This window comes from Mesorhizobium sp. M0048, from assembly GCF_040323405.1.
Classification (GTDB): Bacteria; Pseudomonadota; Alphaproteobacteria; order Rhizobiales; family Rhizobiaceae; genus Mesorhizobium.
In genome coordinates this window covers 1-22,620 of the sequence record NZ_JAMYUV010000010.1, presented here as the reverse complement: position 1 = coordinate 22,620, position 22,620 = coordinate 1, and the positions used below count along the sequence as shown (strand labels likewise).

At 62.4% G+C, this 22,620-nt stretch carries 26 protein-coding genes; 16 read left to right on the top strand and 10 right to left on the bottom strand.

The genetic code is table 11. The features are described 5' to 3' along the window. Nucleotides 1-116 precede the first annotated feature (116 nt). Entirely contained in the window at nucleotides 117-524 is a 408-nt protein-coding gene (gene arr / locus NKJ84_RS12650; protein WP_352506717.1) for an NAD(+)--rifampin ADP-ribosyltransferase, read from the bottom strand. 210 nt (nucleotides 525-734) lie between these two features. On the opposite strand from arr, the gene NKJ84_RS12645 reads away from it, so the two are divergent. After that, a complete protein-coding gene (locus NKJ84_RS12645) occupies nucleotides 735-1,028 on the top strand; it encodes a hypothetical protein (RefSeq protein WP_352506716.1) in 294 nt (97 codons plus the stop codon). A 52-nt stretch (nucleotides 1,029-1,080) separates the two neighbouring features. On the opposite strand, the gene NKJ84_RS12640 is transcribed toward NKJ84_RS12645, so the two are convergent. Beyond that, entirely contained in the window at nucleotides 1,081-1,371 is a 291-nt protein-coding gene (locus NKJ84_RS12640; protein WP_352506715.1) for a hypothetical protein, read from the bottom strand. A gap of 367 nt (nucleotides 1,372-1,738) precedes the next feature. Between NKJ84_RS12640 and NKJ84_RS12635 the strand changes: the two genes are divergently transcribed. The 3 genes from NKJ84_RS12635 to NKJ84_RS12625 all read left to right on the top strand — a co-directional run bounded on the left by NKJ84_RS12635 (nucleotide 1,739) and on the right by NKJ84_RS12625 (nucleotide 5,344). Continuing rightward, on the top strand, nucleotides 1,739-3,736 hold the full coding sequence (locus NKJ84_RS12635) for an ABC transporter ATP-binding protein/permease (RefSeq protein ID WP_352506714.1): 1,998 nt from the start codon (nucleotides 1,739-1,741) through the stop codon (nucleotides 3,734-3,736). 258 nt (nucleotides 3,737-3,994) lie between these two features. Beyond that, the gene (locus tag NKJ84_RS12630) at nucleotides 3,995-4,468 is read left to right on the top strand and encodes a VOC family protein (protein ID WP_352450557.1); all 474 of its coding nucleotides are present in this window, start codon (nucleotides 3,995-3,997) and stop codon (nucleotides 4,466-4,468) included. 81 nt (nucleotides 4,469-4,549) lie between these two features. Then, nucleotides 4,550-5,344 carry a class I SAM-dependent methyltransferase gene (locus NKJ84_RS12625; protein ID WP_352506713.1) on the top strand — a complete coding sequence of 265 codons (795 nt, stop codon included), beginning with the start codon at nucleotides 4,550-4,552 and terminating at the stop codon, nucleotides 5,342-5,344. A gap of 33 nt (nucleotides 5,345-5,377) precedes the next feature. Here NKJ84_RS12625 and NKJ84_RS12620 read toward each other — a convergent pair whose 3' ends face one another. Continuing rightward, nucleotides 5,378-6,271 (bottom strand): transcriptional regulator GcvA, encoded by an 894-nt coding sequence (locus NKJ84_RS12620; RefSeq protein WP_352506712.1) that lies wholly within the window; start codon nucleotides 6,269-6,271, stop codon nucleotides 5,378-5,380. Nucleotides 6,272-6,475: 204 nt separating this feature from the next. Between NKJ84_RS12620 and NKJ84_RS12615 the strand changes: the two genes are divergently transcribed. From NKJ84_RS12615 to NKJ84_RS12595, 5 genes are all read left to right on the top strand, one after another. Next, the gene (locus tag NKJ84_RS12615; RefSeq protein WP_352506711.1) at nucleotides 6,476-6,661 is read left to right on the top strand and encodes a DUF1127 domain-containing protein; all 186 of its coding nucleotides are present in this window, start codon (nucleotides 6,476-6,478) and stop codon (nucleotides 6,659-6,661) included. Between the two features lie 73 nt (nucleotides 6,662-6,734). Further along, nucleotides 6,735-7,220, top strand: coding sequence for a VOC family protein (locus NKJ84_RS12610; protein ID WP_254819234.1), 486 nt, complete (start codon nucleotides 6,735-6,737; stop codon nucleotides 7,218-7,220). Beyond that, the gene (locus tag NKJ84_RS12605) at nucleotides 7,217-7,981 is read left to right on the top strand and encodes an SDR family oxidoreductase (protein ID WP_352506710.1); all 765 of its coding nucleotides are present in this window, start codon (nucleotides 7,217-7,219) and stop codon (nucleotides 7,979-7,981) included. Before NKJ84_RS12610 ends, NKJ84_RS12605 begins: the two co-directional genes overlap by 4 nt. A gap of 235 nt (nucleotides 7,982-8,216) precedes the next feature. Further along, nucleotides 8,217-8,651, top strand: a complete 435-nt coding sequence (locus tag NKJ84_RS12600) for an FKBP-type peptidyl-prolyl cis-trans isomerase (protein ID WP_352506709.1) — start codon at nucleotides 8,217-8,219, stop codon at nucleotides 8,649-8,651. Nucleotides 8,652-8,931: 280 nt separating this feature from the next. Further along, on the top strand, nucleotides 8,932-9,609 hold the full coding sequence (locus NKJ84_RS12595) for an HAD family acid phosphatase (RefSeq protein WP_352506708.1): 678 nt from the start codon (nucleotides 8,932-8,934) through the stop codon (nucleotides 9,607-9,609). A 49-nt stretch (nucleotides 9,610-9,658) separates the two neighbouring features. On the opposite strand, the gene NKJ84_RS12590 is transcribed toward NKJ84_RS12595, so the two are convergent. Then, entirely contained in the window at nucleotides 9,659-10,639 is a 981-nt protein-coding gene (locus NKJ84_RS12590) for a quinone oxidoreductase family protein (protein ID WP_352506707.1), read from the bottom strand. Nucleotides 10,640-10,737: 98 nt separating this feature from the next. Here NKJ84_RS12590 and NKJ84_RS12585 point away from each other — a divergent pair, with 98 nt between their 5' ends. After that, on the top strand, nucleotides 10,738-11,130 hold the full coding sequence (locus NKJ84_RS12585) for a winged helix-turn-helix transcriptional regulator (RefSeq protein WP_352506706.1): 393 nt from the start codon (nucleotides 10,738-10,740) through the stop codon (nucleotides 11,128-11,130). Nucleotides 11,131-11,202: 72 nt separating this feature from the next. On the opposite strand, the gene NKJ84_RS12580 is transcribed toward NKJ84_RS12585, so the two are convergent. Next, on the bottom strand, nucleotides 11,203-11,808 hold the full coding sequence (locus tag NKJ84_RS12580; protein ID WP_352506705.1) for an NADPH-dependent FMN reductase: 606 nt from the start codon (nucleotides 11,806-11,808) through the stop codon (nucleotides 11,203-11,205). A gap of 90 nt (nucleotides 11,809-11,898) precedes the next feature. Here NKJ84_RS12580 and NKJ84_RS12575 point away from each other — a divergent pair, with 90 nt between their 5' ends. Beyond that, nucleotides 11,899-12,267 (top strand): winged helix-turn-helix transcriptional regulator, encoded by a 369-nt coding sequence (locus NKJ84_RS12575; protein ID WP_352506704.1) that lies wholly within the window; start codon nucleotides 11,899-11,901, stop codon nucleotides 12,265-12,267. A gap of 50 nt (nucleotides 12,268-12,317) precedes the next feature. Here NKJ84_RS12575 and NKJ84_RS12570 read toward each other — a convergent pair whose 3' ends face one another. The 4 genes from NKJ84_RS12570 to NKJ84_RS12555 form a co-directional block, all read right to left on the bottom strand. Beyond that, on the bottom strand, nucleotides 12,318-12,683 hold the full coding sequence (locus NKJ84_RS12570) for a hypothetical protein (protein WP_352506703.1): 366 nt from the start codon (nucleotides 12,681-12,683) through the stop codon (nucleotides 12,318-12,320). Nucleotides 12,684-12,781: 98 nt separating this feature from the next. Then, a complete protein-coding gene (locus NKJ84_RS12565; RefSeq protein ID WP_352506702.1) occupies nucleotides 12,782-13,177 on the bottom strand; it encodes an acyl-CoA thioesterase in 396 nt (131 codons plus the stop codon). A gap of 200 nt (nucleotides 13,178-13,377) precedes the next feature. After that, a complete protein-coding gene (locus tag NKJ84_RS12560; protein ID WP_352506701.1) occupies nucleotides 13,378-14,346 on the bottom strand; it encodes an MBL fold metallo-hydrolase in 969 nt (322 codons plus the stop codon). Between the two features lie 281 nt (nucleotides 14,347-14,627). Further along, nucleotides 14,628-15,554, bottom strand: coding sequence for a LysR family transcriptional regulator (locus NKJ84_RS12555; protein ID WP_352506700.1), 927 nt, complete (start codon nucleotides 15,552-15,554; stop codon nucleotides 14,628-14,630). A gap of 106 nt (nucleotides 15,555-15,660) precedes the next feature. Here NKJ84_RS12555 and NKJ84_RS12550 point away from each other — a divergent pair, with 106 nt between their 5' ends. From NKJ84_RS12550 to NKJ84_RS12535, 4 genes are all read left to right on the top strand, one after another. Next, nucleotides 15,661-16,452: an alpha/beta fold hydrolase gene (locus NKJ84_RS12550; protein WP_352506699.1), complete on the top strand. Its 792-nt coding sequence runs from the start codon at nucleotides 15,661-15,663 to the stop codon at nucleotides 16,450-16,452. A 127-nt stretch (nucleotides 16,453-16,579) separates the two neighbouring features. Beyond that, the gene (locus NKJ84_RS12545) at nucleotides 16,580-17,131 is read left to right on the top strand and encodes a GNAT family N-acetyltransferase (protein WP_352506698.1); all 552 of its coding nucleotides are present in this window, start codon (nucleotides 16,580-16,582) and stop codon (nucleotides 17,129-17,131) included. A gap of 507 nt (nucleotides 17,132-17,638) precedes the next feature. Beyond that, on the top strand, nucleotides 17,639-19,255 hold the full coding sequence (locus NKJ84_RS12540; RefSeq protein ID WP_352506697.1) for a GMC family oxidoreductase: 1,617 nt from the start codon (nucleotides 17,639-17,641) through the stop codon (nucleotides 19,253-19,255). After that, nucleotides 19,252-20,463 (top strand): mandelate racemase/muconate lactonizing enzyme family protein, encoded by a 1,212-nt coding sequence (locus tag NKJ84_RS12535; RefSeq protein WP_352506696.1) that lies wholly within the window; start codon nucleotides 19,252-19,254, stop codon nucleotides 20,461-20,463. Before NKJ84_RS12540 ends, NKJ84_RS12535 begins: the two co-directional genes overlap by 4 nt. Nucleotides 20,464-21,078: 615 nt before the next feature. Here the strand turns inward: NKJ84_RS12535 and NKJ84_RS12530 are convergent. Beyond that, the gene (locus NKJ84_RS12530; protein ID WP_352506695.1) at nucleotides 21,079-22,017 is read right to left on the bottom strand and encodes a diacylglycerol/lipid kinase family protein; all 939 of its coding nucleotides are present in this window, start codon (nucleotides 22,015-22,017) and stop codon (nucleotides 21,079-21,081) included. 345 nt (nucleotides 22,018-22,362) lie between these two features. Here NKJ84_RS12530 and NKJ84_RS12525 point away from each other — a divergent pair. Next, nucleotides 22,363-22,620, top strand: a 258-nt coding sequence (locus NKJ84_RS12525; RefSeq protein WP_352506694.1) for a hypothetical protein, incomplete at its 3' end; no start/stop codon positions are given.

The window sequence follows — 22,620 nt, the reverse complement described above, 5'->3', positions numbered from 1 at the left end:
GAGCGACGCGGTCGGTCTGACCTGTTGTGGACGTTGAACCGTATTTCGCGGCGACTGCCACCGACCGTAGGTCAGAGCCAGGCCCGGCAATTGCAGGACATATGCCTATTTAGCGATCAATCGATCGCCTCGATGCCTTGCGCCTTCAGCCGTTCGAGATGGTCCTTCATCTCTTTCAGCCGCTCGGGGGAGTGGCCCTGCCACTCGGTGACCTCGCCCGTGATCCTGAGCGGCTCGCGGCAGCGATAGGACTGCGTCGGATTGCCGAGAAATTTCTTGTCCGTAAGATTGGGGTCGTCCATGACCGGGCCGGTTGGTTCCACGATGTAGATCCTTTCGCGTCCGTCACCGGCGGCCAGTTCTGCACCCCAGATAGCGGCATCCAGAGTGCCGGTTAGATAGACCCAGGCTGCCTGCTTTCGCGCCCCGTAATTGGAGCTGTAACCGGCTTCGATCAGGTCTCCCGGTTTAAGGTCGGCCCGGGTGCCGTGGTAGAATTGGCGCGGCTTGTCGGGGGCTGTCATCGGCTCATCCTCGCTGTCTCAGGCGTCATGGTGTTGTGGTGCGCACTATTTCATGCACGTCATCGAATCAAGCGTCTGGCAGTGCGGTTATCGGACCTCCGCTCTCGGCAGTCCTGATATCTATGTCAGTCATCCCGCCCGATGCACGCTATCGGTCGGCCGCCGGCGTGGTTATTATAGACGCCCTGTACCGTCGCTATGGTGAACAAAATGGATCTGCAAGCCTTCAGGGATTCGATTGCCGAACCACAGCCGCCAGCCGGCTTGAGTCCTGCCCTGCAGGCGCTGTGGTGGGATGCAAAGGGCGATTGGACTAAGGCGCACGAGTGCGCGCAGCAGCGCGACAATACGGCGGGCATGCACGTGCATGCCTATCTCCACCGCAAGGAAGGCGACCAGTCGAATGCGGAATATTGGTATCGCCGCAGCAACGCGGCGCCGTCGACCTTAACGCTTGACGAGGAATGGCAAGAGTTGGCACGTACACTTTTGCAGCAAAGCTGACGCTTGCTCAGTCATCGTAAAATGGCCGGTCCTGCATCCACTCTCCGGGGTTTCAGCTGGCGCCCTGTGGCTTGTCCCTGCCGTTCCATTCCGCATTGCGCGCCTGCGCCTCTTCGGCGATCAGCTTGAACTCCCGCATCTTCGTAGCTTCGATGGCAAATGCGCGGCTTGGCAGGACGCCAGGGTCCTCCTGACTGTTCTGAAACTGAAAACGGGCCTCCAGTTCGGCCCATATTCGCTCGGGTGCCGTATCCTTGCTGGCAAGCAGCGCAACGACCAGCGCCAGAGTCTCGCGCTGGGCGTTCAGCCGCCCTTCGATCTCTTCATTCGGCAATTCGGACATGCGGGTCGCTTCCGGTTTCTGGCTCAACGGCAAAATCGCACCCTTGTTCCGGAATTCGGGGCTGGCGCGGTCCGGCTGGGCAGCAAATGCTCGCAATCGCAATCGAGATGATCTCTCCTCCTCGATCCTGTTGACTCGGGCCGATGGCACTTTTCGCGCCGCTTGCGTCCAGCCTCTTCGAATGCAGCATGCGGACAAATCTTGAGAGCCTGAGCGAATTCTGCCCCGCAACGATCAAAGCCTGTCATCGAGAACGACCATAGGCTGCTGCGAGCACCGGAACAGCTGCGAAGCCTTGGCGTTGTTGGCATCTCGGATCTCGAGCGGACGCTATGAAACTTTCTGATTTTTAAGCCGTTATCGCCGGATGCCCGAGGCTAAATTTAAGCTGAAATCGGTTGACGGCGCCCGAACGCGCGATGCCGAGAAGTCGCGCCGCGAGAAACAATCGACTGTCGAAGTCGCGTCAGAGGTCGTCGGCCAGCCCGCGCCGCCGCCGGATGTCACCGAACCCGATCCTGAGCTGACACCTGAAGAGGCAGAGCGGGCGCGCAAGAGATACCTGCTTAAGCGCTTCTGGATCAGCGCGAGCGGTTACTGGAGCGGCAGTGGCGACAGGGTCGCCTGGCCGTTGACGATCGGGCTGTTGGTCCTGATCGTCGCCAATGTCGGCTTCCAGTATGGGATCAATGTCTGGAATCGCGCAATTTTCGACGCCATTGAGCAACGCAATGCCCACACCGTATATTGGCTGAGCGCCGTATTCCTGCCACTCGTGATCGGAAGCGCCAGCCTTGTGGTGGCACAAGTCTTCTTTCGCATGAGGATACAGCGCCGCTGGCGGTCCTGGCTCACCACCGCGGTCATCGCGCGCTGGCTGGCAAGCGGCCGCTACTATCAGCTGAACCTCGTCGGCGGCGATCATAGCAACCCCGAAGCCCGCATCGCCGAGGATTTGCGGATTGCCACCGAATCGCCCGTCGATTTCATCGCCGGTGTCATCGTCGCATTTCTGTCGGCCTCGACCTTCATCGTGGTGCTCTGGACGATCGGCGGCGCCCTGACCCTGACGATTGCAGGTTCGACCGTCACCATTCCCGGCTTCCTGGTCATCACCGCAGTGCTCTATTCCGCGATCACGTCCACTTCGATGGCGGTCATTGGCCGCCATTTCGTCCACCTCTCCGAGGAAAAAAATCAGGCGGAAGCCGAGTTCCGCTACACGCTGACGCGCGTGCGGGAAAACGGCGAGAGCATCGCATTGCTCGGCGGCGAGGAGGAGGAGCGCAGCGGCATGGACAAGACATTTGCCCATGTGCTCAGGCAATGGGCGCTCCTTGCAGGCCAGCACATGCGCACGGCACTGGTGTCTCAGGGGTCGAGCCTGTTTGCGCCTGTCGTGCCGGTCTTGCTTTGCGCTCCAAAGTTCCTCGAAGGCAGCATGACACTTGGACAGGTCATGCAGGCTGCCTCGGCCTTTGCCATCGTGCAGGGCGCGTTCGGATGGCTGGTCGACAACTATCCCCGTCTCGCCGATTGGAACGCCTGTGCACGGCGCATCGCCTCGCTGATGATGTCGCTCGACGGGCTCGAGCGGGCGGAACAGAGCAACACGCTGGGACGCATAAAGCGCGGCGAGACCGGCGGCGATGCGATGCTCAGCCTGAACAATCTCTCCGTGTCGCTCGACGACGGCACCGCCGTGGTCAAGGAAACCGAGGTCGTGATCGAACCAGGCGAGCGGGTGCTCGTCGCCGGCGAATCCGGCTCGGGCAAGAGTACGCTGGTGCGGGCCGTCGCGGGTCTGTGGCCATGGGGTGGCGGCAGCGTCAACATCCGCGCCGACAGACGGTTGTTCATGTTGCCGCAACGGCCCTACATCCCGACCGGGACGCTTCGCCGCGCTGTCGCCTATCCAGGCGCCGCCGACAACTGGACGCTGGATAAGATCAAGGCTGCCCTCGACAAGGTGGGGCTCGACTACCTCAACGACCGGATCGAGGAGGACGCGCCATGGGACCAGACCTTGTCGGGTGGCGAAAAGCAGCGCCTCGCCTTTGCGCGTCTTCTGCTGCACCGCCCCGATATCATCGTGCTGGACGAGGCAACGTCGGCACTCGATGAGAAGAGCCAGGACAAGATGATGGAGATGATTATTCGCGAATTGCCGAAGGTCACCATCATAAGCGTAGCGCACCGCGCCGAGCTGGAGGCCTTCCACAGCCGCAAGATCACATTGGAGCGGCACAAGGGCGGCGCAAAACTTGTCAGCGATATCGAACTCGTCCCGCGCAAGGACAGACGGAACTTGCTCATGCGCCTTCTGAGGCAACGGCGCGCCAACGGAAAGCCAGCGCGACCTTGAGCAAAGCGGCGCTGCCCTACGCAAAGAGTGAGGCCGCCGGTCGGACCAGGCGGACCATCGCCGGTTCGAGTCACTGCCCGCATCTGGTCCTGAAAGCACCAGCCGTGGTACCTTGATTCCGGGCAGCTGCTGCTGCCGGAACGTCGATGGCACGAGCGCATTTCCATGTCCGGTGCAACGCCGAGGCCAGCTGTGAAAAACCCGGGTTGATTTCAAAAGCCCCGATTGATTTCGAAAGCAAAGGGACCAGCAATGACAATCGCCAAGAACACGATCTGCCTTTGGTACGACAAGGACGCCGAGGCTGCGGCCCGCTTCTATTCCGAGATTTTTCCCGACAGTTCGGTGAAATCCGTCCACCGCGCTCCCAGCGACTACCCGTCCGGCAAGGCAGGCGACGTGCTGACGGTCGAGTTCACGGTCGCCGGCATCCCCTGTCTCGGCCTCAATGGCGGGCCCGCGTTTAAGCACAACGAAGCCTTCTCCTTCCAGATCGCCACCGACGATCAGCAGGAGACCGACCGCTATTGGAACGCCATCGTCGGCAATGGCGGCCAGGAAAGTGCCTGCGGCTGGTGCAAGGACAAATGGGGCATCTCCTGGCAAATCACGCCGCGCGTGCTGACCGAAGCGATGGCCGCCGGCGGCGATGAAGCAAAGCGCGCATTCGAAGCGATGATGGAGATGAAAAAGATCGACGTTGCAGCGATCGAGGCGGCGCGGCGCGGCTGACAGTTCGGGGTTAGCCCGACGCGAAAAGATCAGGGCAGAGCGGCCGGAAATGCTGCCGGCCCACCTCCAGACAGGCGTGCGATGGTGTTGAACTGCGCTGAGTTTTACGACGCCGAACTGCGGCGGCACAACGAGGTATTCAGGGCTGCGGTCAAGGCGGGAACGCGCGATTGCGTGCTCGATATCGGATGCGGTTCGGGACAATCCTCTCGTGATGCCGCCCGTGTCGCGGTGGAAGGGAGCGTGCTCGGCGTGGATGTATCGGCGCAGATGCTCGAGATCGCCCGGAGCCGTAGCGCCGAAGAAGGATTGCGAAACGTCGCCTTTGAGCGCGGCGATGCGCAATTGCTGGTATTTCCGCCTGCCGGCTTCGATCTGTGCATCAGTCGATTTGGCGTGATGTTCTTTGCCGATCCGGCGGCGGCGTTCGCCAATATCGGCCGGGCGATGCGACCAGGGGCACGTCTTGTGTGGATGGTATGGCAATGCCAGGACCGTAATGAGTGGGCAACTGCCATTCAGGGGGCAATTGCGCCGGGGACCGCCATATCGGCGGGCGCCGCCACCCCGTTTTCGCTTGGCGACCCCGCCATCACCGCGGAGATCTTGCGTGCATCCGGTTTTGTTTCGGTCGACTTTGCCGAAGTGCGTGAGCCGGTCTTCTACGGCCAGGACGTCGATGCGGCCTATGACGCTTTGCTTGGCCTGCAACTGGTCAAGGATCCGCTCGCCCGCGCGGATGTGGATGTCGACGCGGCGCTACGGCGGTTGCGCGATCTGCTCGACGCGCACTTGACCGCGGACGGTGTGCTTTTCGACTCGCGCGCCTGGATCATCACCGCAGTTCGGGCGAGCCGACAGTCACCGGGCGATTGACCCGTAGACGATCCTGTTCTCTCGGCCTTCCTGTCAGTCCATTTGCGGCGTGACTTCTGAAAGCAGCCAATCCCTGAAAGCCTTGACCTTGCGCTGACGGATCGCCTCCGGCGGGTAGACGAGATAGAAGCTGGAAGGGGATTTCAGGGCGTGGCCGAAGGGGCGGACAAGCCGCCCGGCGGCGAGGTCGGCCGCAACGAGCATGGTCCGACCCAGCACCACCCCCTCGCCTTGTGCAGCCGACTCCATGGCAAAGGTGGCAGAGTCGAAGGTAATCCCGCTCTGCGGGTCCACGCCCTCGACCCCGGCGCTCGCCAGCCAGGTCGCCCAGTCGATCGGAAAGCTGTCACGGATCAGCGTGTGGTGTCTGAGGTCCTGAGGCGTGCGCAGCGGATGCGCACCCTCAAGAAGCTTTGGGCTGCACACTGGAAACACCTCCTCGCCGGTGAGGAACTCCGACGTGAGCCCCGGATAGTTTCCGCTGCCATAACGGACGGCGACATCGATGCCGTCGCCGAGGAAGTTGGTCAGCTTCCCGCTCGTCGAAACCCGTACATCGATGTCGCCATGCGCACGGTGAAAGCGGTAGAGGCGTGGCACCAGCCATCTCCCCGCGAAGCCATCGGAGGTGCTGACGTTCAGTGTCGAGCTCGAATAGCGGGCCGTTGCCGCAGCAGTGGCGGCGGCCAACTGGTCGAGCACCTCGCGCACCGCCCGCGCATAGGGCTCGCCGACGGCGGTCAGGCTCACCGAACGCGTACCGCGCTCGAACAACTGCACACCGAGCTGATCCTCAAGGTTCTTGATCGCCCGGCTGATCGCACCGTGGGTGACATGAAGTTCCTCTGCCGCCTTGGAGAAACTCAACAGGCGCGCCGCCGCTTCGAAGCTCGGCAAGGTGGTGAGGGGAGGCAGCTTCCGGGGCATGGATCGATACCTATATGTGAGCGATGCTCACACATTGTCGCCGATAAGTCGTTTGTCGTCCAGGCCGGAAGACGGCATGTTTGCTCGCGTATTCAGTCATTCACCGCCGCTGCAAAAGGCGATTTGATGTGACTTATACTCTCGCTGACGAAAGTCGCGGGGCAACTGCTGAAACCAAAACTGCCGCCACTCTGGGAGAGCACCATGAACGCCAAACGAGTTGAACCCATCGTCGACGTCCTGACCGGCATGGCCGGCCGCATCCTCGCCTCGAGCAGCCGGCGCCGGACCGAGCGGCAGATTGCACGCTTCTCGACCCGCCGGCTCGAAGACCTCGGGTTTGCCCGCGACTGGGACGGCTCGGTCTATCGGCCGTCGGACTACCGCTAAGCCTGAATGAAAGCAACAGCGGACAGGCTCTTCGCCAAAAATCGCTGCCGCAAGGAATTAACGGAGAACGGACATGGCCACCATCCACCCATTCCTCTGGTTCAACACCGACGCCAAGGAGGCCCGCGATTTCTACCTCTCGGTCTTCAAGAACAGCAAAGCGCTCCAGACGCTCGAATACACCGACTGGGTGTCCGGAACCAACAAGACGGTCCCGCATGCCACCTTCGATTTCGAGCTCGAGGGTCTGCACCTTACAGCGCTCAATGCCGGGCCGCAGCCGCCTTTCAACGAGCGGCTCTCACTCTACATCGAGACCAGGGACCAGGCCGAGACAGACTACTACTATGAGGCGCTCACCGCCGGCGGCGGCAGGGAACAACCCTGCGGCTGGCTCACCGACAAGTTCGGCGTCTACTGGCAGGTCATCCCGGAAATCCTGCCGCGGCTCAGCGCCGACCCGGACCGCGAAAAGGCCAACCGCGTCCGGCAGGCGATGTACGGGATGCGCAAGATCATCATCGCCGACCTCGAAGCCGCCTACGACGGCAAAGCTTGACCCTCACCGAAATCGCAAACGAATGGAGACCTCCCATGACATCGCTCGTGGACAGGAAAGTCATCGTCATCGGCGGCAGCTCCGGCATCGGTCTCGGCGTCGCGGAAGCTGCTCTCAATTGCGGAGCGAAGGTCGTGATCGTCAGCCGGTCGCCCGCGAAACTGCAGGCGGCCGAACGGACGCTCAATACGGGGCACGTGACCAGCTTGGTTGCCGATATGACCGACGAAGCGGACGTCGCTCGCCTGTTCGAGGAGATCGGTCCCTTCGACCACCTGGTATCGACCGCCGGAACACTGCCGCCCGGCGATCCGATCGGCAGTACCGACATGGAGGCTGTGCGAGGCTTCGTCGACAACAAGCTGATTGGGGCCGTCATGCTCTCCAAGCACGCTGTGCGCACCCTGAAGGCCGGTGGCTCCATGACCTTCACCTCGGGCATCAACAAGGACAAGCCGCCAGTGCCGGGAGGCTCGGTCGTCTCAGCGATTGCCGGCTCATTCAGCTACTTCGCCCGCGCCCTGGCGCTCGAACTGGCCCCGACGCGCGTCAATGTCGTGTCTCCCGGATGGGTCGACACACCGATGTGGGACATTGTTGGAGAAGCCAAATCCAGCTTCTTTGCCGACATGGCTGCCCGGTTGCCGTCGAGAAAAATTCCGACCGCTGCGGACGTCGCCGCCGCCTATGTCTACCTCATGGAAAGCGAGTTCACGACCGGCGAGACAATCCGCATCGATGGCGGCCATAACCTGATCTAGCCGCCATTTGCACGCCGCCTGAATGGGTTGAGTCGGCATGACCCGCTAGTCCGGCGCACTCCTGCCGAAGGCGACGAACGCTGGCGGATCATGCCGGCGTAGCCCAATCGGGGTTTACATCGGCAGCCAGGTCCCTAGTTTTAGCGTTTCGCGCCGCGCACCCGAGTGCGTGGATGATCGAGGACGGGACTGTGAGCTCTGGCCGGCCCCTCGAAACTTTCAAAGGATGGCTATCATGACACAGGCCAAGAATGGCGACACCGTGCGCATCAATTACAATGGCCGCCTGGCTGACGGCACTCAGTTCGATTCTTCCGGCAACGAACCGCTGCAATTCACGTTGGGTGAAGGACAAGTGATCGCCGGTCTCGAAACCCATGTCGAGGGTATGGAGGTGGGCGCGAAAAGCACCGTCACCATTCCCGCCGACGCCGCCTATGGCCCCCACCGCCCCGAAGCGGTGATGACCGTCGACCGCGCCCGCGTGCCAGACAACATCAACGTCGATATCGGCACTCGATTGCAGGTCAGAACCGCAGAGGGGCGCCCGATGCCGGTAACAGTCGTCGGCGTGGACGACACCAGCGTCAAGCTCGACGGCAATCATCCTTTGGCGGGACGGGATCTGGTGTTCGACGTTGAACTGGTCGAGATCGTTCAGGCGGCGTAGGCACGGCAAAGCGCGTAACGGCATGATTTTTCGGGTGACGCATTTCGACCGGCGGTTCCGGCGGTGCGTCACCTGTCGGGGGCAAAGACCGCGACGGCGGAAATCGTGTAGCGTGCAGCAACCCATAGAGACATTCGGCATCTGGAATGTCCAATTCAGCGTCGCAGTCTCGAGGACCTGTGGAAGACCTCGCTTGACAGCCGACTTCTCGTGACTGCAAAGTCTCGTGATGCGGGCGATTGGTTGGAATAGAATTGCGCGTGTCGGGGCAATCGTGCTGATGATCGGCACAAATGTTCCTGGGCCGGCGCGTTCCGACTCGCTCCTTCTCACAAGCCCGTCCCAGCCAGCCAATGTCGGCGATGCGATGCTGGCGGCTGCCAATTATCATGATTCCGGCGACTATGATCGCGACCTTGCCGCTGTGGCGAAGCAGGCAGGCGACTGGGTCGTCAAGCGCGCAATGGAGGTGCCTCGCCCCGCACTGGTGCTCGACATCGACGAGACGGCGTTGGCCAACTGGGAAGTGATCACACGTGACAATTTCGGCCGCCCGATCGGCGGCGCCTGCGACATCGCAATCGACGGCCCCTGTGGCTGGGCCGCCTGGGATCAGCTTGCGAAGGATCCGGCTATCGACCCTGTGCTGGAGGTTTTCCGGCAGGCGCGAACGGCGAAAGTCGCGGTGTTCTTCATCACCGGACGTCCGGAGGACCAACGTCAGGCAACCGAACAGAACCTGCAGTCGGCCGGCTATGCCGGCTATGAGCACCTTTACATGGTCCAGCCTGGGGCCAAATACGGCTCCGCAGCAGATTTCAAGGCACCCATAAGGGCCGAAATCGAAAAGGCCGGCTACACGATAATTGCCAATGTCGGTGACCAGCCATCCGACCTGTTCGGGGGGCATGCCGAGAAGCTGTTCCTGCTGCCTAATCCGTTCTACCGGGTTCGCTGACGGCCTGTACGGCACAAGCCCGGATCCTCGGCTCCTTGCCGACCACCTGCTAAGGTATCAAGACGACCTTGCCGGTTGCGCCGCGCTCCTCCAGCAGGCGGTGTGCGTGGCTGGCCTGGTCGAGTGGGAAGCGGCCACCTTTGGTCACCACAAGCTGACCACCAGCGGCCAGATCGAAAAGTTCCAAAAGGCCGTCACGGAGCCCGTCCGTAGACAGCAACGGAAGCAGGGCAAAACCCCTCAGCGACTGGTTGCGGCCGATCATCGCCTCCATCTCCGGGGCGCCGAGCGCGTATCTGCCAAGGGCGGCAAACACCAGCTCTCCGCAAGGCGCAAGGGCCTCGAGCGCGGCCGCCGTAAGCGGGCCGCCGACGATGTCGTAGATGGTGTCGACGCCAGCGCCACCTGTCGCTGCCCGGACGTGCTCCGGCCAATCCGTGTTGCTGTAGTCGACGGCGGCATCGGCTCCCAGCGACAAAGCAAGGTCGAGCTTGGCCTTGCTGCCGGCTGCCGCGATGACACGGCTCGCGCCGGCGCGCTTGGAAAGCTGGACGAGCAACGAACCGACGCCACCCGCGGCAGCGGCGACCAGCACCGATTTGCCGGCCGGCCGGCTTTGCCGCGATAGATGCAGCGCCGTCAGCCCTTGCACCATCAATGCCGTCGCGTCTTCGAACGAGAGCGCATCCGGCAGCGGCACGGCCAGGCTTGCGTCGATCGTCACATACTCGGCACAGCCGCCAAACGGCTGGCTCGAGGCGAACAACGGCGCAGCGACGCGCATGCCGAGCAAGGAAGCCTCCACCCTATGCCCAAGCGCCTCCACGATCCCGGCGGCTTCGACACCAAGGATCATCGGCAGTTGCGGCGTTACCGCATAGCGATCCGCGCGCATCAGCACTTCGAAGAAATTCACCCCGGCCGCATGAACGCGGACCAGGACCTCGCCGGCTTGCGGCTCAGGCTTCGGCACCGAGACTATCTCGAGAACGTCGGCCTCGCCGAAACGGTTCAGTTGAATAGCTCTCATCCCAGGCACCGATCGTTATTGGCATCGGCCACTGTTTGCCACTATCTGCCTGGCTTCGACTACACACCGATTTGTCCGCTGCTGACCGGGAGGTGACCATGGCCAAGCTGATCAAGAGGCTGCCGATGCTGCCGGCGGAGCGCGCGCTGAAAGTGATTTCGGGCCGCTGGAAGGCCGTCATCCTGTACCATCTCTTCGACAGGCCCCGGCGGCTGTCGGCGCTGCAGGCGCTGATGCCCGGCATTACCCAGAAAGTGCTGATCCAGCAGCTTCGCGAAATGGAAGAGCACGGCCTCGTCCGCCGCGAGATCTTTGCCGAGATCCCCTCGCGCGTCGAGTATTCGGCGACGCGGCTCGGCCTCAGCCTCGAGCCGATCCTGCTGGCACTTTGCCAGTGGGGCCAGCATCACGCCGACGAGCTGAATGAGATGGACCGTCTTGCCGATTGCATCATCAGGCCACGGCAAGCGCGGGACGCCCATGCGGTGTGAACAAAAAGGGCGGCGCATGCGCCGCCCCAATGCTTGGGAGAATTAATCCTTGGGAGGACTGTTCGAACCTGCTCAGGCCGCCTTGACTTCCTCGGCGACGGCATCGGCCTGACGCGCCGTGTTCAGCACCCTGGCCCACCATGCAATGTCGTTGACCAGCGCGGTTGCCGCCTGGTTGAGGTGCTCGAACTCGTCGAGCTTCTTGTCACCTTGCTTGACCGCAAGGAAATCAACCCAGGAGATGTGTACGGCGGACTTCACCGGCGCCATCTGCAACTCGACCGCATGCAGCCTCAGCTGCTCGACGGCGCGCGCGCCACCGACGCTGCCATACCCGACGAAGCCGGCCGGCTTCTTGTTCCACTCGTTGGCGGCGTAGTCGATGGCGTTCTTCAGCACGGCCGTCGGGCCATGATTGTATTCGGCGGCGGTGAAGATGAAACCGTCCAATCCGGCGACCTTCTTTTGCCAGCGCTGCGCCACTTCGTTCTGCGACGGCGCCCAGGCGGAGGATGCGACCTCATCGAAGAACGGCAGCGGGAAATCGCGCAGGTCGACGACTTCGACGTCGATATCGGCATGCGACTTGGCGATCCTGGCAATCCATTGGGCCGGCACGTCGGCAAAGCGCGCGGCGCGGGTCGAACCAATGACGATGGCGATTTTGGGTTTTGACATAGGGGGGCTCTCCTTACAGCAATACTGGTATCGTTTAGATACCTGAGCTATATGAGTAACCGGCCGCTCAATGTGCAAGGAGGCACTTTTTTGTTACCAAGGCACCCGTACCGCACCGAGGACTGCCGCGCCGTCTCGGAAATCCTGCAGCGCGTCGGTGACAAATGGACTGTGCTCGTCGTTGGCAAACTCGGCAACGGGCCGCTGCGTTTCAACGAGCTGCGCAGCGCGGTCGGCGGCATTTCGCAAAAGATGCTGACCACCACCTTGCGCGGGCTCGAGCGCGACGGCTTCGTCACCCGCACCGTGTTCCCGACCATCCCGCCGCGGGTCGACTACGAATTGACTGACCTTGGCTACGAGCTGCTGGTGCCGGTCGATGCGCTCGGCGAATGGGCACGCAAGAACACCGAGCGCGTCAAGGCCGCGCGAGAAAAATTCGACGCCATGCACAGCTGAACCCTTGCGCTGTAAGGGTTTGAACCTGTCGCGGATGCTCCGGACGAGCCCTACTGCTGTAATTGCATCTTGCTCTTCGGCAGCTTCTCGATCCGGTTCCATTTCGGGTTGGGACTGACCACCTTGCCGCCAATCGTGCAGGTCGTGGTCGTCTCCTTGCGGCAATTGCTCACCGTCGTGCCGCTGGTGTCGCATTTCGTCGCCGAGCAGATCTCGCACTTGGCCGCCTGCCCGTTGATGGTGCGGTTTTCCGACGTGCAGGTGGCGCCTGGATCGCCTTTTTTGACCTCGGCAAAAGCGCTTGCGGACGACAGGCAGAGCAAGGCTGCAAAGGCACCCGCCAGGGCAGCGTTCAGCATGTGTTGACGCATTGTCTTTCCTCCCAAGATCCCATCGGTCGCGCTGCAGGCGCGCATGCGGGAACCCGTTAGCCAAAGACCACGCGGGATTGCTGTCCGCATCCCCCGCGCGGGAGAGACGGCTATTTAAATCCGTCTTCTGGAATCAGGCCGGGTCAGCCTTCGGCCGGAACCGCCTTCGGCTTGCCTTCGCCGTCCAGCGCCACCATGACGAAGTCGGCATGGGTGACCTTCTCCATCAGGTCGGAGAGATAGCGCTGCGCCCAGGCCTCGACCTTGAGCGTCATCGAGGTGCGGCCGACGCGTTCGACATGCGTATAGATGCACAGCGTGTCGCCGATCTTCATCGGCTTGGCGAAGGACATTTCCTTCACCGCCGCCGTCACCACGCGGCCCTTGGCGCGCTCGGCGGCGCGGATGCCGCAGGCGAGATCCATCTGTGCCATCACCCAGCCGCCAAAAATGTCGCCTGCCGCATTGGCGTCGGAAGGCATGGCCAGCGTCCTGAGCGTCAGATCGCTGATCGGCCGCCCGTCCGCGTAATGCACCATTTGGCCAATCCTCTCGAAGCCGATTGTCCCGATCCCGTATCGTCATGGCACGGACTGGTCAACGCGCCACTGAACAGGTCGCGGCCTGAGGTTCGGCTATCGGTCGACGGTGTTGAACAGATGCTGTGCGGAGCTAGACGAGCGCACCAGCAGGATTGCATTCCATGGCCGAGGTAAGAAAGCTTACCAATAGGCGTGCTTCACAAAGCGGGCCAGGGCGTTGGGACGTAGGCGTAGGCGTTGCCCTCGCGAATAACATGACCGATGCCTGGAAAGGGCAGGTGCATGCCTGCGACGAGCAGGCCATCCGCCGACACCATGTCGAGCACCTTCTTGCGTGTGGCGATTGCGGCCTCCTGGTCCACGTCGAAGGCGATTGCCCATTCCGGATGCGCAAATTGCAGCGCGGAGGCGTGGATTACGTCAGTGAAGAGCAGCAGGTTGGCGTCACCAGAGCCAATTCGAAGCGCGAGATGCCCCGGCGTGTGTCCAGGCGCAGGCAACGCCCTGATCCCGGGCGCGATCTCGACTTCGCCTTCGATCTTCCGGACCTTGCCATGGTAAGGCACCAGCGATTTGCGCGCTATTTCGAAGTACGGTTTCATCTGGTCGGGCGCCTTGGACCGGATCCCGTCATCGTGCCAGAAAGCGAATTCCGGCGCGGCAACCACGACCTCCGCTGCCGGGAAGGCGGCCTTGCCTCCAATACCGACAAGGCCGTTGGCATGGTCGGGATGGAGGTGGGTGATGATTACCGTGTCGATTTCTTCCGGCCTGATGCCGGCGGCGGCGAGCGCCTCAGGTATATGTCCCAGTATGGGCCCCATCGCCGATGCCGTGCCGGTATCGATCAGCACCCGTCTGTCGCCTTTGGTGACAAGGTAAGCATTGACCGAGGTCGGGAGTGGTTTTGGCAAGAATGCCTTTGCCAGCAGCGCTTCGGCGGCAGCCGGATCTGCGGAAGGGAAGAGTTCGAGGCCGAGATTGAGGTAGCCGTCGCTCAGTGCAGTGATCTCGAGGTCGCCGAGCATGAACCTGTGGGCGGTCGCAAGCGAAGCCGGAGACGCGGCGATAGGCGCAGCGTTGCCCGCAAAGAGGCTGATCGGGGAAAGCAGCAGGGCGCCGGCACTAAAGGTGCCGAGGCCGAAGGTTCGACGGTCGATATTCATGGTCTTGTCCTTCGAATTGCAGATGAAGCTAGTCCCAGGCTACGTCGTCGCTGGCAGGGCGGATGCCGACCGTTGGACTACCCACGGAAAGTGGAAAACCTTCGGGCGGGGTCGGCGCGGTTCATGGCCAACTCCTTGCGACATCAATAATGCGCCTCACAAACTGCGGGAATAGCGATGGGATGCAGTTCACTGCTGCAGATTATGCAGCAGTGAACTTAAGTGGGTAAGGCCGCTGGTTTGGCCCTCCGAACGGCCTCGCTGAGCCCCGGCTTGGCCGCCTACTGGACAGGTTGCCGGGGTTCGAGCGCTCGGCGCAACGTCGGCGCCTCTTGCTCGATATGATCCCACAGCCGGTTCGAGATCGGCCCGTGCGGCCGGTCGCGGCGGCGCGCCACCACCAACTCCTCGGTGCGGCCTGGCAGATGACGGCCGGCAACGGATTGCAGGCGTCCGTCGCGCAGCTCATCCTCGATCAGGAAGCGGGGCATGTGGCCCCACGCGAGGCCCTGCAGGATGATTTCCTTCTTCATCCCCTGGTCGGCCACCATGCATTGAGGCGCACCCTCGATCATGAAGTAGTCTTGTTGCGGTGAATGGCGGGCCGTGTCGCGCATGACACATTGGGTGAACGCGTGCATCTGATCCGGCGTGATGGGGTGCTTGATGCGCTCCGGTAGAAAGCCCGACGCCACTACGGGAACGAATGGCACCTTGCACAGATCGATCCATTCCACCCGCGGATCGCTCTTGTCGATCCAGTGCAGGATCAAATCGGCTTCGTCATCGAAGAGGCGCTCCCACGGGCCGCCCACCGCCTCGAAATGCAGGTGCAGGCGTGTGCCCGGACACTGGGCGAAGAACCGTCCGAGCATGCCCAGTGCCTGCGGGCGCGGGCACAGGTCGCCGATCACCACATGGATCTCGCTTTCTTCGCCCATTGACAGCTGAGCAGCATGAAGCCGCAAGCCCTCGAGCTCGCGCAGCAGCGATTGTGCCCTGCGATGGAACGACAGCCCTGCCTCGGTGGGGCGCACGCGATAGCCGCTGCGATCCAAGAGAACGAGGTCGAGTTGCCGCTCCAGCTTTGCAACGGCTGCGAACACCGCCGGGTGCGAGCGATGCAGCATGGCCGCCGCAGGCTGAAAGCCGCCGCAGCGGACCACGGCATCGAAGCATTGCAGGTCGTGCAGGGTGAATTCGGCCATGTCAGCTTCTATTACAGAGATAGTCCTATCTTTGTAATATCATCAAAAGCGCGCCGCAACTAGGCTTTGCCACATTCAACGCTCCAAGAAGGAAGGTGTATTCACCATGAATGAGCTGGATTTCGTGACCGTCGGCGATGGCACACGCATCGCCTACCGCATCGACGGCGACGCCGGGAACCCCGTGCTGATGCTGTCGAATTCCATCGCCACCACACTGCGGATGTGGGACATGCAGGTCAACGAGCTGTCGAAGCATTTCCGTGTTCTGCGTTATGATTTTCGCGGCCACGGAGGGTCAAGCGTTCCGGCCGGTGCTTATTCGCTCGACCGGCTTGGCCGCGACGTGATCGAGCTGCTCGATGCCTTGGCCATTGAACGCGTACACTTCCTCGGTCTGTCGTTGGGCGGCTTCGTCGGGCAGCGGCTCGGCATCCACGCGCCCGAGCGGATCGAACGCTTGATCCTGAGCAACACCTCGTCCTACCTCGGACCGGCAAAGCAGTTTGACGAGCGGATTGCCGCCGTGCTGCAGGCGCCGGACATGGCGGAAACCGCCGAGATGTTCCTGGGCAACTGGTTCCCTGCGCGTATGCTGGCGGCCAACGAGCCCGTCATCGAGGAATTTCGCGCCATGCTGCTGGCTATCGACCGGCAAGGCTTGGCTGGTCTGTTCGCGGCGGTTCGCGATGCGGACCTTCGCCGAACCGCAGCGCTGATTTCCAGGCCAACGTTGGTGATCGCCGGCCGGCACGACACTGTGACAGCCGCCAGCCATAGCGAGTTGATCGCGGCGACGGTGCCCGGCGCGAAACTGGTTGTCCTGCCCGCGGTCCACTTGTCGAATGTCGAGTACCCCACCGAGTTCATGGAGGCCGTGCTTGGTTTTCTGCGCTGAGATGGAGCACGACAGGGACGCTGAGTGAAACCCCGGTTTGAACATCCCCGCATGGACCGCAACCTATGATGCGCTAGCGCGCAGTGCAGGCTAGACTGGGCAATATCAATAGCGGATGACGGCTGACATGGAACTTGGCTTTCGCCCATTAACGCCCGATCTGTGGCCGGCGCTCGAGGACCTGTTCGGTGACAGCGCCGTCTGCAGTCGCTGTTGGTGTATGTATGGGCGGATCGGTCGTTCTTACCGAAAGAGACCCGGCGAGGAAAACAAGGCAGCGTTCCGGCAAGCCGTCCAGCATGGTCCGCCTCCAGGCATCCTCGCCTTCGACGGCGATACGGCTGTCGGCTGGTGCCGGGTGACGCCGCGAGATGCCCTGCCCTGGCTCGATCGGCTGTGGCAGCTCAAGCGTGTGGATGATGCGCCGGTCTGGTCCTTGTCCTGCCTGTACGTGCGAAAACGATACCGCAGGCGGGGCGTAACATTCCAGCTGATAGCAGAGGCACTGGAACTCGCGAGGCGCGCAAATGCTCCTGCGCTCGAAGCCTATCCTTTCGACGCGGACGTATCGCCGAGTGCTTCCGGCAGCGGATATGCCTCCACCTTCGCGCGCGCCGGGTTCAGGGTCGTCGCTCGCAGGACGCCGGCCCGCCCGATCGTGCGCTATGATTTCAGGTAGATTGCCGATCATCGCCTGTAATGGTTGGACGGCTTGTCGACAAAGCACAGCGAAGGCATGGCCAGCGTCCTGAGTGTCAGATCGCCGATCGGCCGCAGATTCTCGACAACGGATGAACCGAATCGTCTAACCAGGACTGATAGATGAGTAGCTCTCAAATGGATAAGTATGTCTGGGCCTCGGTCTTATATTACACCGTGGCTGCAGTTGGATTTGTGGTTATTTTTGTCTCGATCAATGTGCTTGGAATTTTGTGGGGCCTGCTTGCAATATTCGGGTATTTGGCGCTGGTTACATCTCTCAACATATGGCGACGCAATCGACATCCGCGAAGCGTCTATCAAGTCGAATTGACCAAACGAAGACTGGACGGCTAATCACCGCTGGATGAAAACTCCGAGCATCGCGCCAGTCGCTTTTTTCACATCAGATGCCGGAAGACCCGGCGACGCCGCGCCGCGCGCGAGTCTAGGTTAGAGGCCGAATTCCGGAGCCGCCCAATCCACCATGCAGACCTATGATTTCATCATCGTCGGCTCCGGTTCGGCCGGCTCGGTCCTGGCCGAGAGACTGTCGGCTTCCGGCCGCTTCTCGGTGCTGGTGCTGGAAGCCGGCGGCAGCGACCGCCGCTTCTACGTGCAGATGCCGCTCGGATACGGCAAGACCTTCTTCGACCCGGCGGTCAACTGGAACTACAAGGCCGAGCCGGACCCCGGCCTCGCCGGCAATGTCGACCACTGGCCGCGCGGCAAGCTGCTCGGCGGCTCGAGTTCGATCAACGCCATGGTCTGGATCAGGGGCGCGCGCGAGGATTTCGATGCCTGGCGGGATGCCGGCAATCCCGGCTGGGGCTTCGATGACCTGCTGCCTGCGTTCAAGGCACTGGAGGATAACCAGGCGGGCGCCGACCAATGGCGCGGCGTCGGCGGGCCGCTGCATGTCACCGACTGCTCGACCTCCGTCCATCCGCTCACCAAGCGCTATCTCGCCGCCGCCAACCAGGCCGGCCTGCCGCTCAACCCGGATTTCAACGGCGCCTCGCAGGAAGGCGTCGGCGTCTACCAGATCACCACCAGGAACGGCCGCCGCATGTCGGCGGCGCGCGCCTTCCTGCGCCCGGCGATGAAGCGCAAAAATGTCCGCGTCGAGATCAACGCGCTGGCGACAAAGATCCTGTTCGAAAGCAAGCGTGCCGTCGGTGTCGAGTATCTCCAGAATGGCGCGACGAAAACCGCCCGCGCCGGCCGCGAGATCATCCTGTCGGGCGGCTCGGTCAATTCGCCCCAATTGCTACAGCTTTCAGGCATCGGCCCGTCGGCGCTTCTTGGCGCGCTCGGCATTCCCGTCGTTCACGCCAACGAGAATGTCGGGGCAAACCTGCAGGACCATGTCGGCATCAACTACACGTTCAAGGGCAGGCTGCCGACGCTCAACCAGATCCTGCGCCCGTGGTGGGGCAAGCTGCTGGTCGGCATGCAATACGTGTTTTTGCGGTCGGGCCCGCTGTCGCTGTCGATGAACAATGCCGGCGGCTTCTTTCGCACCGATCCGGCCGCGGCACGGCCCAACATGCAGCTCTATTTCCAGGCGTTTTCGACCGTCATTCCGAAGAGCGGCGAACGCCCGATCCTTACGCCCGATCCATGGCCGGGCTTTTCCATCGGGCTGTCCAATTGCCGTCCATCGAGCCGCGGCGAAATCATGATCCGCTCCGCCAATCCGCGCGATTATCCCAAAATCGTCGCCAATGCCTTTTCGACCGAGGCGGACGTCGCTGAAATGCTGGCGGCGGTGAAATTCGTCAGGAAGATCGCCTCGATGCCGGCGATGGCCGAGATCATCGAGGAAGAGGTTTTGCCCGGTCCCTCGATCACCTCCGACGCGGATCTCATTCAGGATTTCAGGAAGCGCTCGGGCACCGTCTATCACCCGGTCTCGACCTGCCGCATGGGGCCGGACGCGGCGCACGCCGTCGTCGATCCGCGCCTCAAGGTACACGGCATCCAGGCGTTGCGCGTCATCGATGCCTCGATCTTTCCCGACAACATAACCGGCAACACCAACGCCGCCGCGATCATGACCGGATGGAAGGGCGCCGAACTGGTTCTGGAGGATCAGAAATGAAAATCACCGACGTCAAGACCTGGGTGGTCGGCAATCCGCCGCCCGGCATCGGCGGCAAGTATTTCATCTTCGTCAAGCTCACCACCGATGGCGGCATCGTCGGCTATGGCGAAGCTTACAACGCTACCTTCTCGGCCCATGTCACCGCAAAAATGGTCGAGGACATGGCAGAGCGCTATCTCGTCGGCCGCGATCCGCACGACGTCGAAAACTTCTTCCGCCGCGCCTATTCGTCAGGCTTCACCCAGCGCCCCGACGTGTCGGGCATGGGCTGTTTCTCGGCGCTCGAAATCGCCTGCTGGGACATCATCGGCAAGGAGGCCGGCAAGCCGGTCTACAAGCTGCTTGGTGGCCAGGTGCACGAAACGCTGCGTTCCTATACCTACCTCTACCCGCACAGCGGCAGCGTCCACTCCGAGGACGCCCGCGGCAAGAACGTCTACAACGACCCCGATCTGGCCGCCGCCTGCGCGCTCGAATATGTCGAGCAGGGTTTTAACGCGGTCAAGCTCGACCCGGCCGGCCCCTACACCGCCTTCGACGGCCACCAGCCGCGCCTCGTCGACATCGACCTCTCCGCCCGGATGGTCAAGGCGATCCGCGAGGCGGTCGGCACCCGCGCCGATATCCTGTTCGGCACGCACGGCCAGTTCACAGCTTCGGGGGCGCTGCGCATGGCCCGCGCCATCGAGCCTTATGACCCGCTGTGGTTCGAGGAGCCGGTGCCGCCCGACATGCCCGAGGTGATGGCGCAGGTCGCCCGTGCGACCTCGATCCCGATAGCCACCGGCGAGCGGCTGACGACCAAGTTCGAATTCGCGCGTGTGATCGAGAACCGCGCGGCGACCATTCTGCAGCCGGACCTTGGCCGCTCCGGCGGCATTCTCGAAACCAAGAAGATCGCCGCCATGGCCGAAGCCTATCACATCCAGATCGCGCCGCACTGCTATTGCGGGCCGATCGTCGGCGCCGCCAACATCCAGCTCGCGGTGACGCTGCCCAACTTCCTCATTCTGGAATCGCTGAAGCAGTGGGGCGGATTTCACGAGAAGCTGCTCAAGAAGAAGATCGAATGGCAGGACGGCAATGTCATCCCGTCGAAGGAGCCCGGCCTCGGCGTCGAACTCGATGAAGCCGTTTGCGAAGCGCATCCCTGGACCGGCAAGGACCTGCATTTGCAGATGATGCAGACACCGCTGATGCCGTGAGCGCCAGCCTGATCCGCAACGGCTTTGCCGTCACCGTCTACGACCGCGGCCCGGCGCCTGGTTCCTCGGCACAGAGGATTTGACGGGTCGCTTGCGTTGACGGAACCGCATGCCTTGGTGATTAGCGCAAACGCCCATCGCTTCGTCATCCTGGGGCGGAGCAAGGAGCGAAGCGACGCGGCGCAGACCCCGGGATCCATGCCGCGACTTCAGAGCGCTGCTGCGGTGCAAAATTCTGCTCCGCTGCACTCTTTGATCAAGGTTACGGCATGGATCCCAGGGTCTCCGCGACGGAGCTTCGCTCCTGCTTCGCCCTGGGATGACGAAGTTGGGGGGGATTCGGCCAATCTCCAGGGTTTGCGATTTACCACCGACAGGAACGACCGACGTTCGCTGCCGATGGGCCGCCACCTGCCAAAATCACTGTTTCAAGGAATTGGTCGACCATGATCGTCAGGCTTCTGGAAGATGCGATCGGAACCGATCTTCGCGCGCCTGGTTTCCCGGCCAAGCTCGAGGCCTGACATCAGGCAATTGTCACGCGATTTCAGCACATTGGCCGGATCGCTGGAATCACCGCCGAAAGAACTTGAATCAACCCCTCAATGCCTTGATTCAATATCTCAGCGTCAAGGCGCCGGGTAGGATCTCGAAGGTCGCCGGTATGCGACCCGGCGATTCGCCGTCTATGTCGATCAGCGCGGCGTTCTTTTGCACATCGCCGAGCGGCTCGACAACCACTTTCTTGCCGCGCAGGATGGTGATCGCCGGATGGTTGCGGTGCCGCCCGCCATAGAGCAGGCGGATGTCCCAGATCAGCTTCAGCTTGCCGGCGGCGCGCAGAATGACGATGTCAAACTCGCCGTCGTTAAGCTCGGCATCGGGCGCGATCATCATGCCGCCGCCGAAGAATTTGCCGTTGGCCACCGCCACCAGTGCCATGCGCGCCTCGACCGGGGCACCGTCGTCGATGGTGATCGCAACGTCCTGGAAGCGGTAGCGGAGGAACTCCCAGACCGTGCGCCAATAGAACAACGCCTTGGCCGAAACCTTGCCCTTGCGCTTGTCGGCGTTGACGGCACGGTCGGTGACGCCGGAGAGCCCGAGGCTGGCGATGTTGATGAAATGGCGGCTGGCCAGCGCGCCGTGGTCGTCGACATAGCTGATGCACCCGGCATCGACCTTGCGCCCTTTGGCCTCGGCAATCCGCTTCAGTGTCAGGTCGACATTGTTCGACAGGCCGAGCCCGCGCGCGAAGTCGATGCCGGCGCCGCACGGCAGCAGCCCAAGCTCGGCCGTCCGGCCGCTTTCTCGGAAAGCTTTCAGCAGCCCGTCGGCGACCTCGCTGGCGGTGCCGTCGCCGCCGGCCGCGATCACCAACTCGAAGCCGATGGCGGCAAGGTCGAGCGCCAGCCGTTCGGCATCGCCCTCGGCCTGCGTTTCACGCAGCTCGAAATCGCCGAAATGTCTTTTCAGCGACGCCGCAACCTCGGGCCAATGCCGCTTGAGCCTGCCGCCGCCGGCGATCGGATTGAGAACCACCGCGACCTTCAAGCCCGCCTCCCCAAGGCCATCGAACACGCCTTCCAATCATTTGCCGGCATTGAAGCCCCCGCCGGCCCGCGGGGCAAGATCGAATGTCCGACAATGCGGTTTTGGCCTCGAGGCGGCAAATCCCGGCCGGCGGCGGCAGAGATCGGAAAGTCCCTGTTTTGGCAGGGTCAGTCCCCGATAATCCCGCTATCCACAGGCACGCGGCAGTTCCGCCAAACACTTATCCGACATACATTAAACCCATCTCAGGCGGCTACCGATCGCCACGCCGAAAGGCACAGCGGAACGGCGGATTTCCTGAGGCCCGTACGGCCCTGAACGAGAACAGGCTTGCCTGTTGGAGGGATGGAAGCCGAGACCTACGGGGCCGCGGAAAGCGTGCGAACGCCGACGGCGGACCGATGCTGCCATGAAGGACGGCAAAAACCTTCGATGGCGCGCCGGGCAAAGCTCGCAAGAGTGGAGACCGGCGTGGTCCGGAACGGACGCTACCCTCGGGTGTGTTTGGACCGGGGACATCGCGAACAGCTGTGCGAGGACATCGCGAACAGTTTGCCATCCTATCGTTGGCTTGCATTGAGGTCGATGGTCTGGATTTTCTGG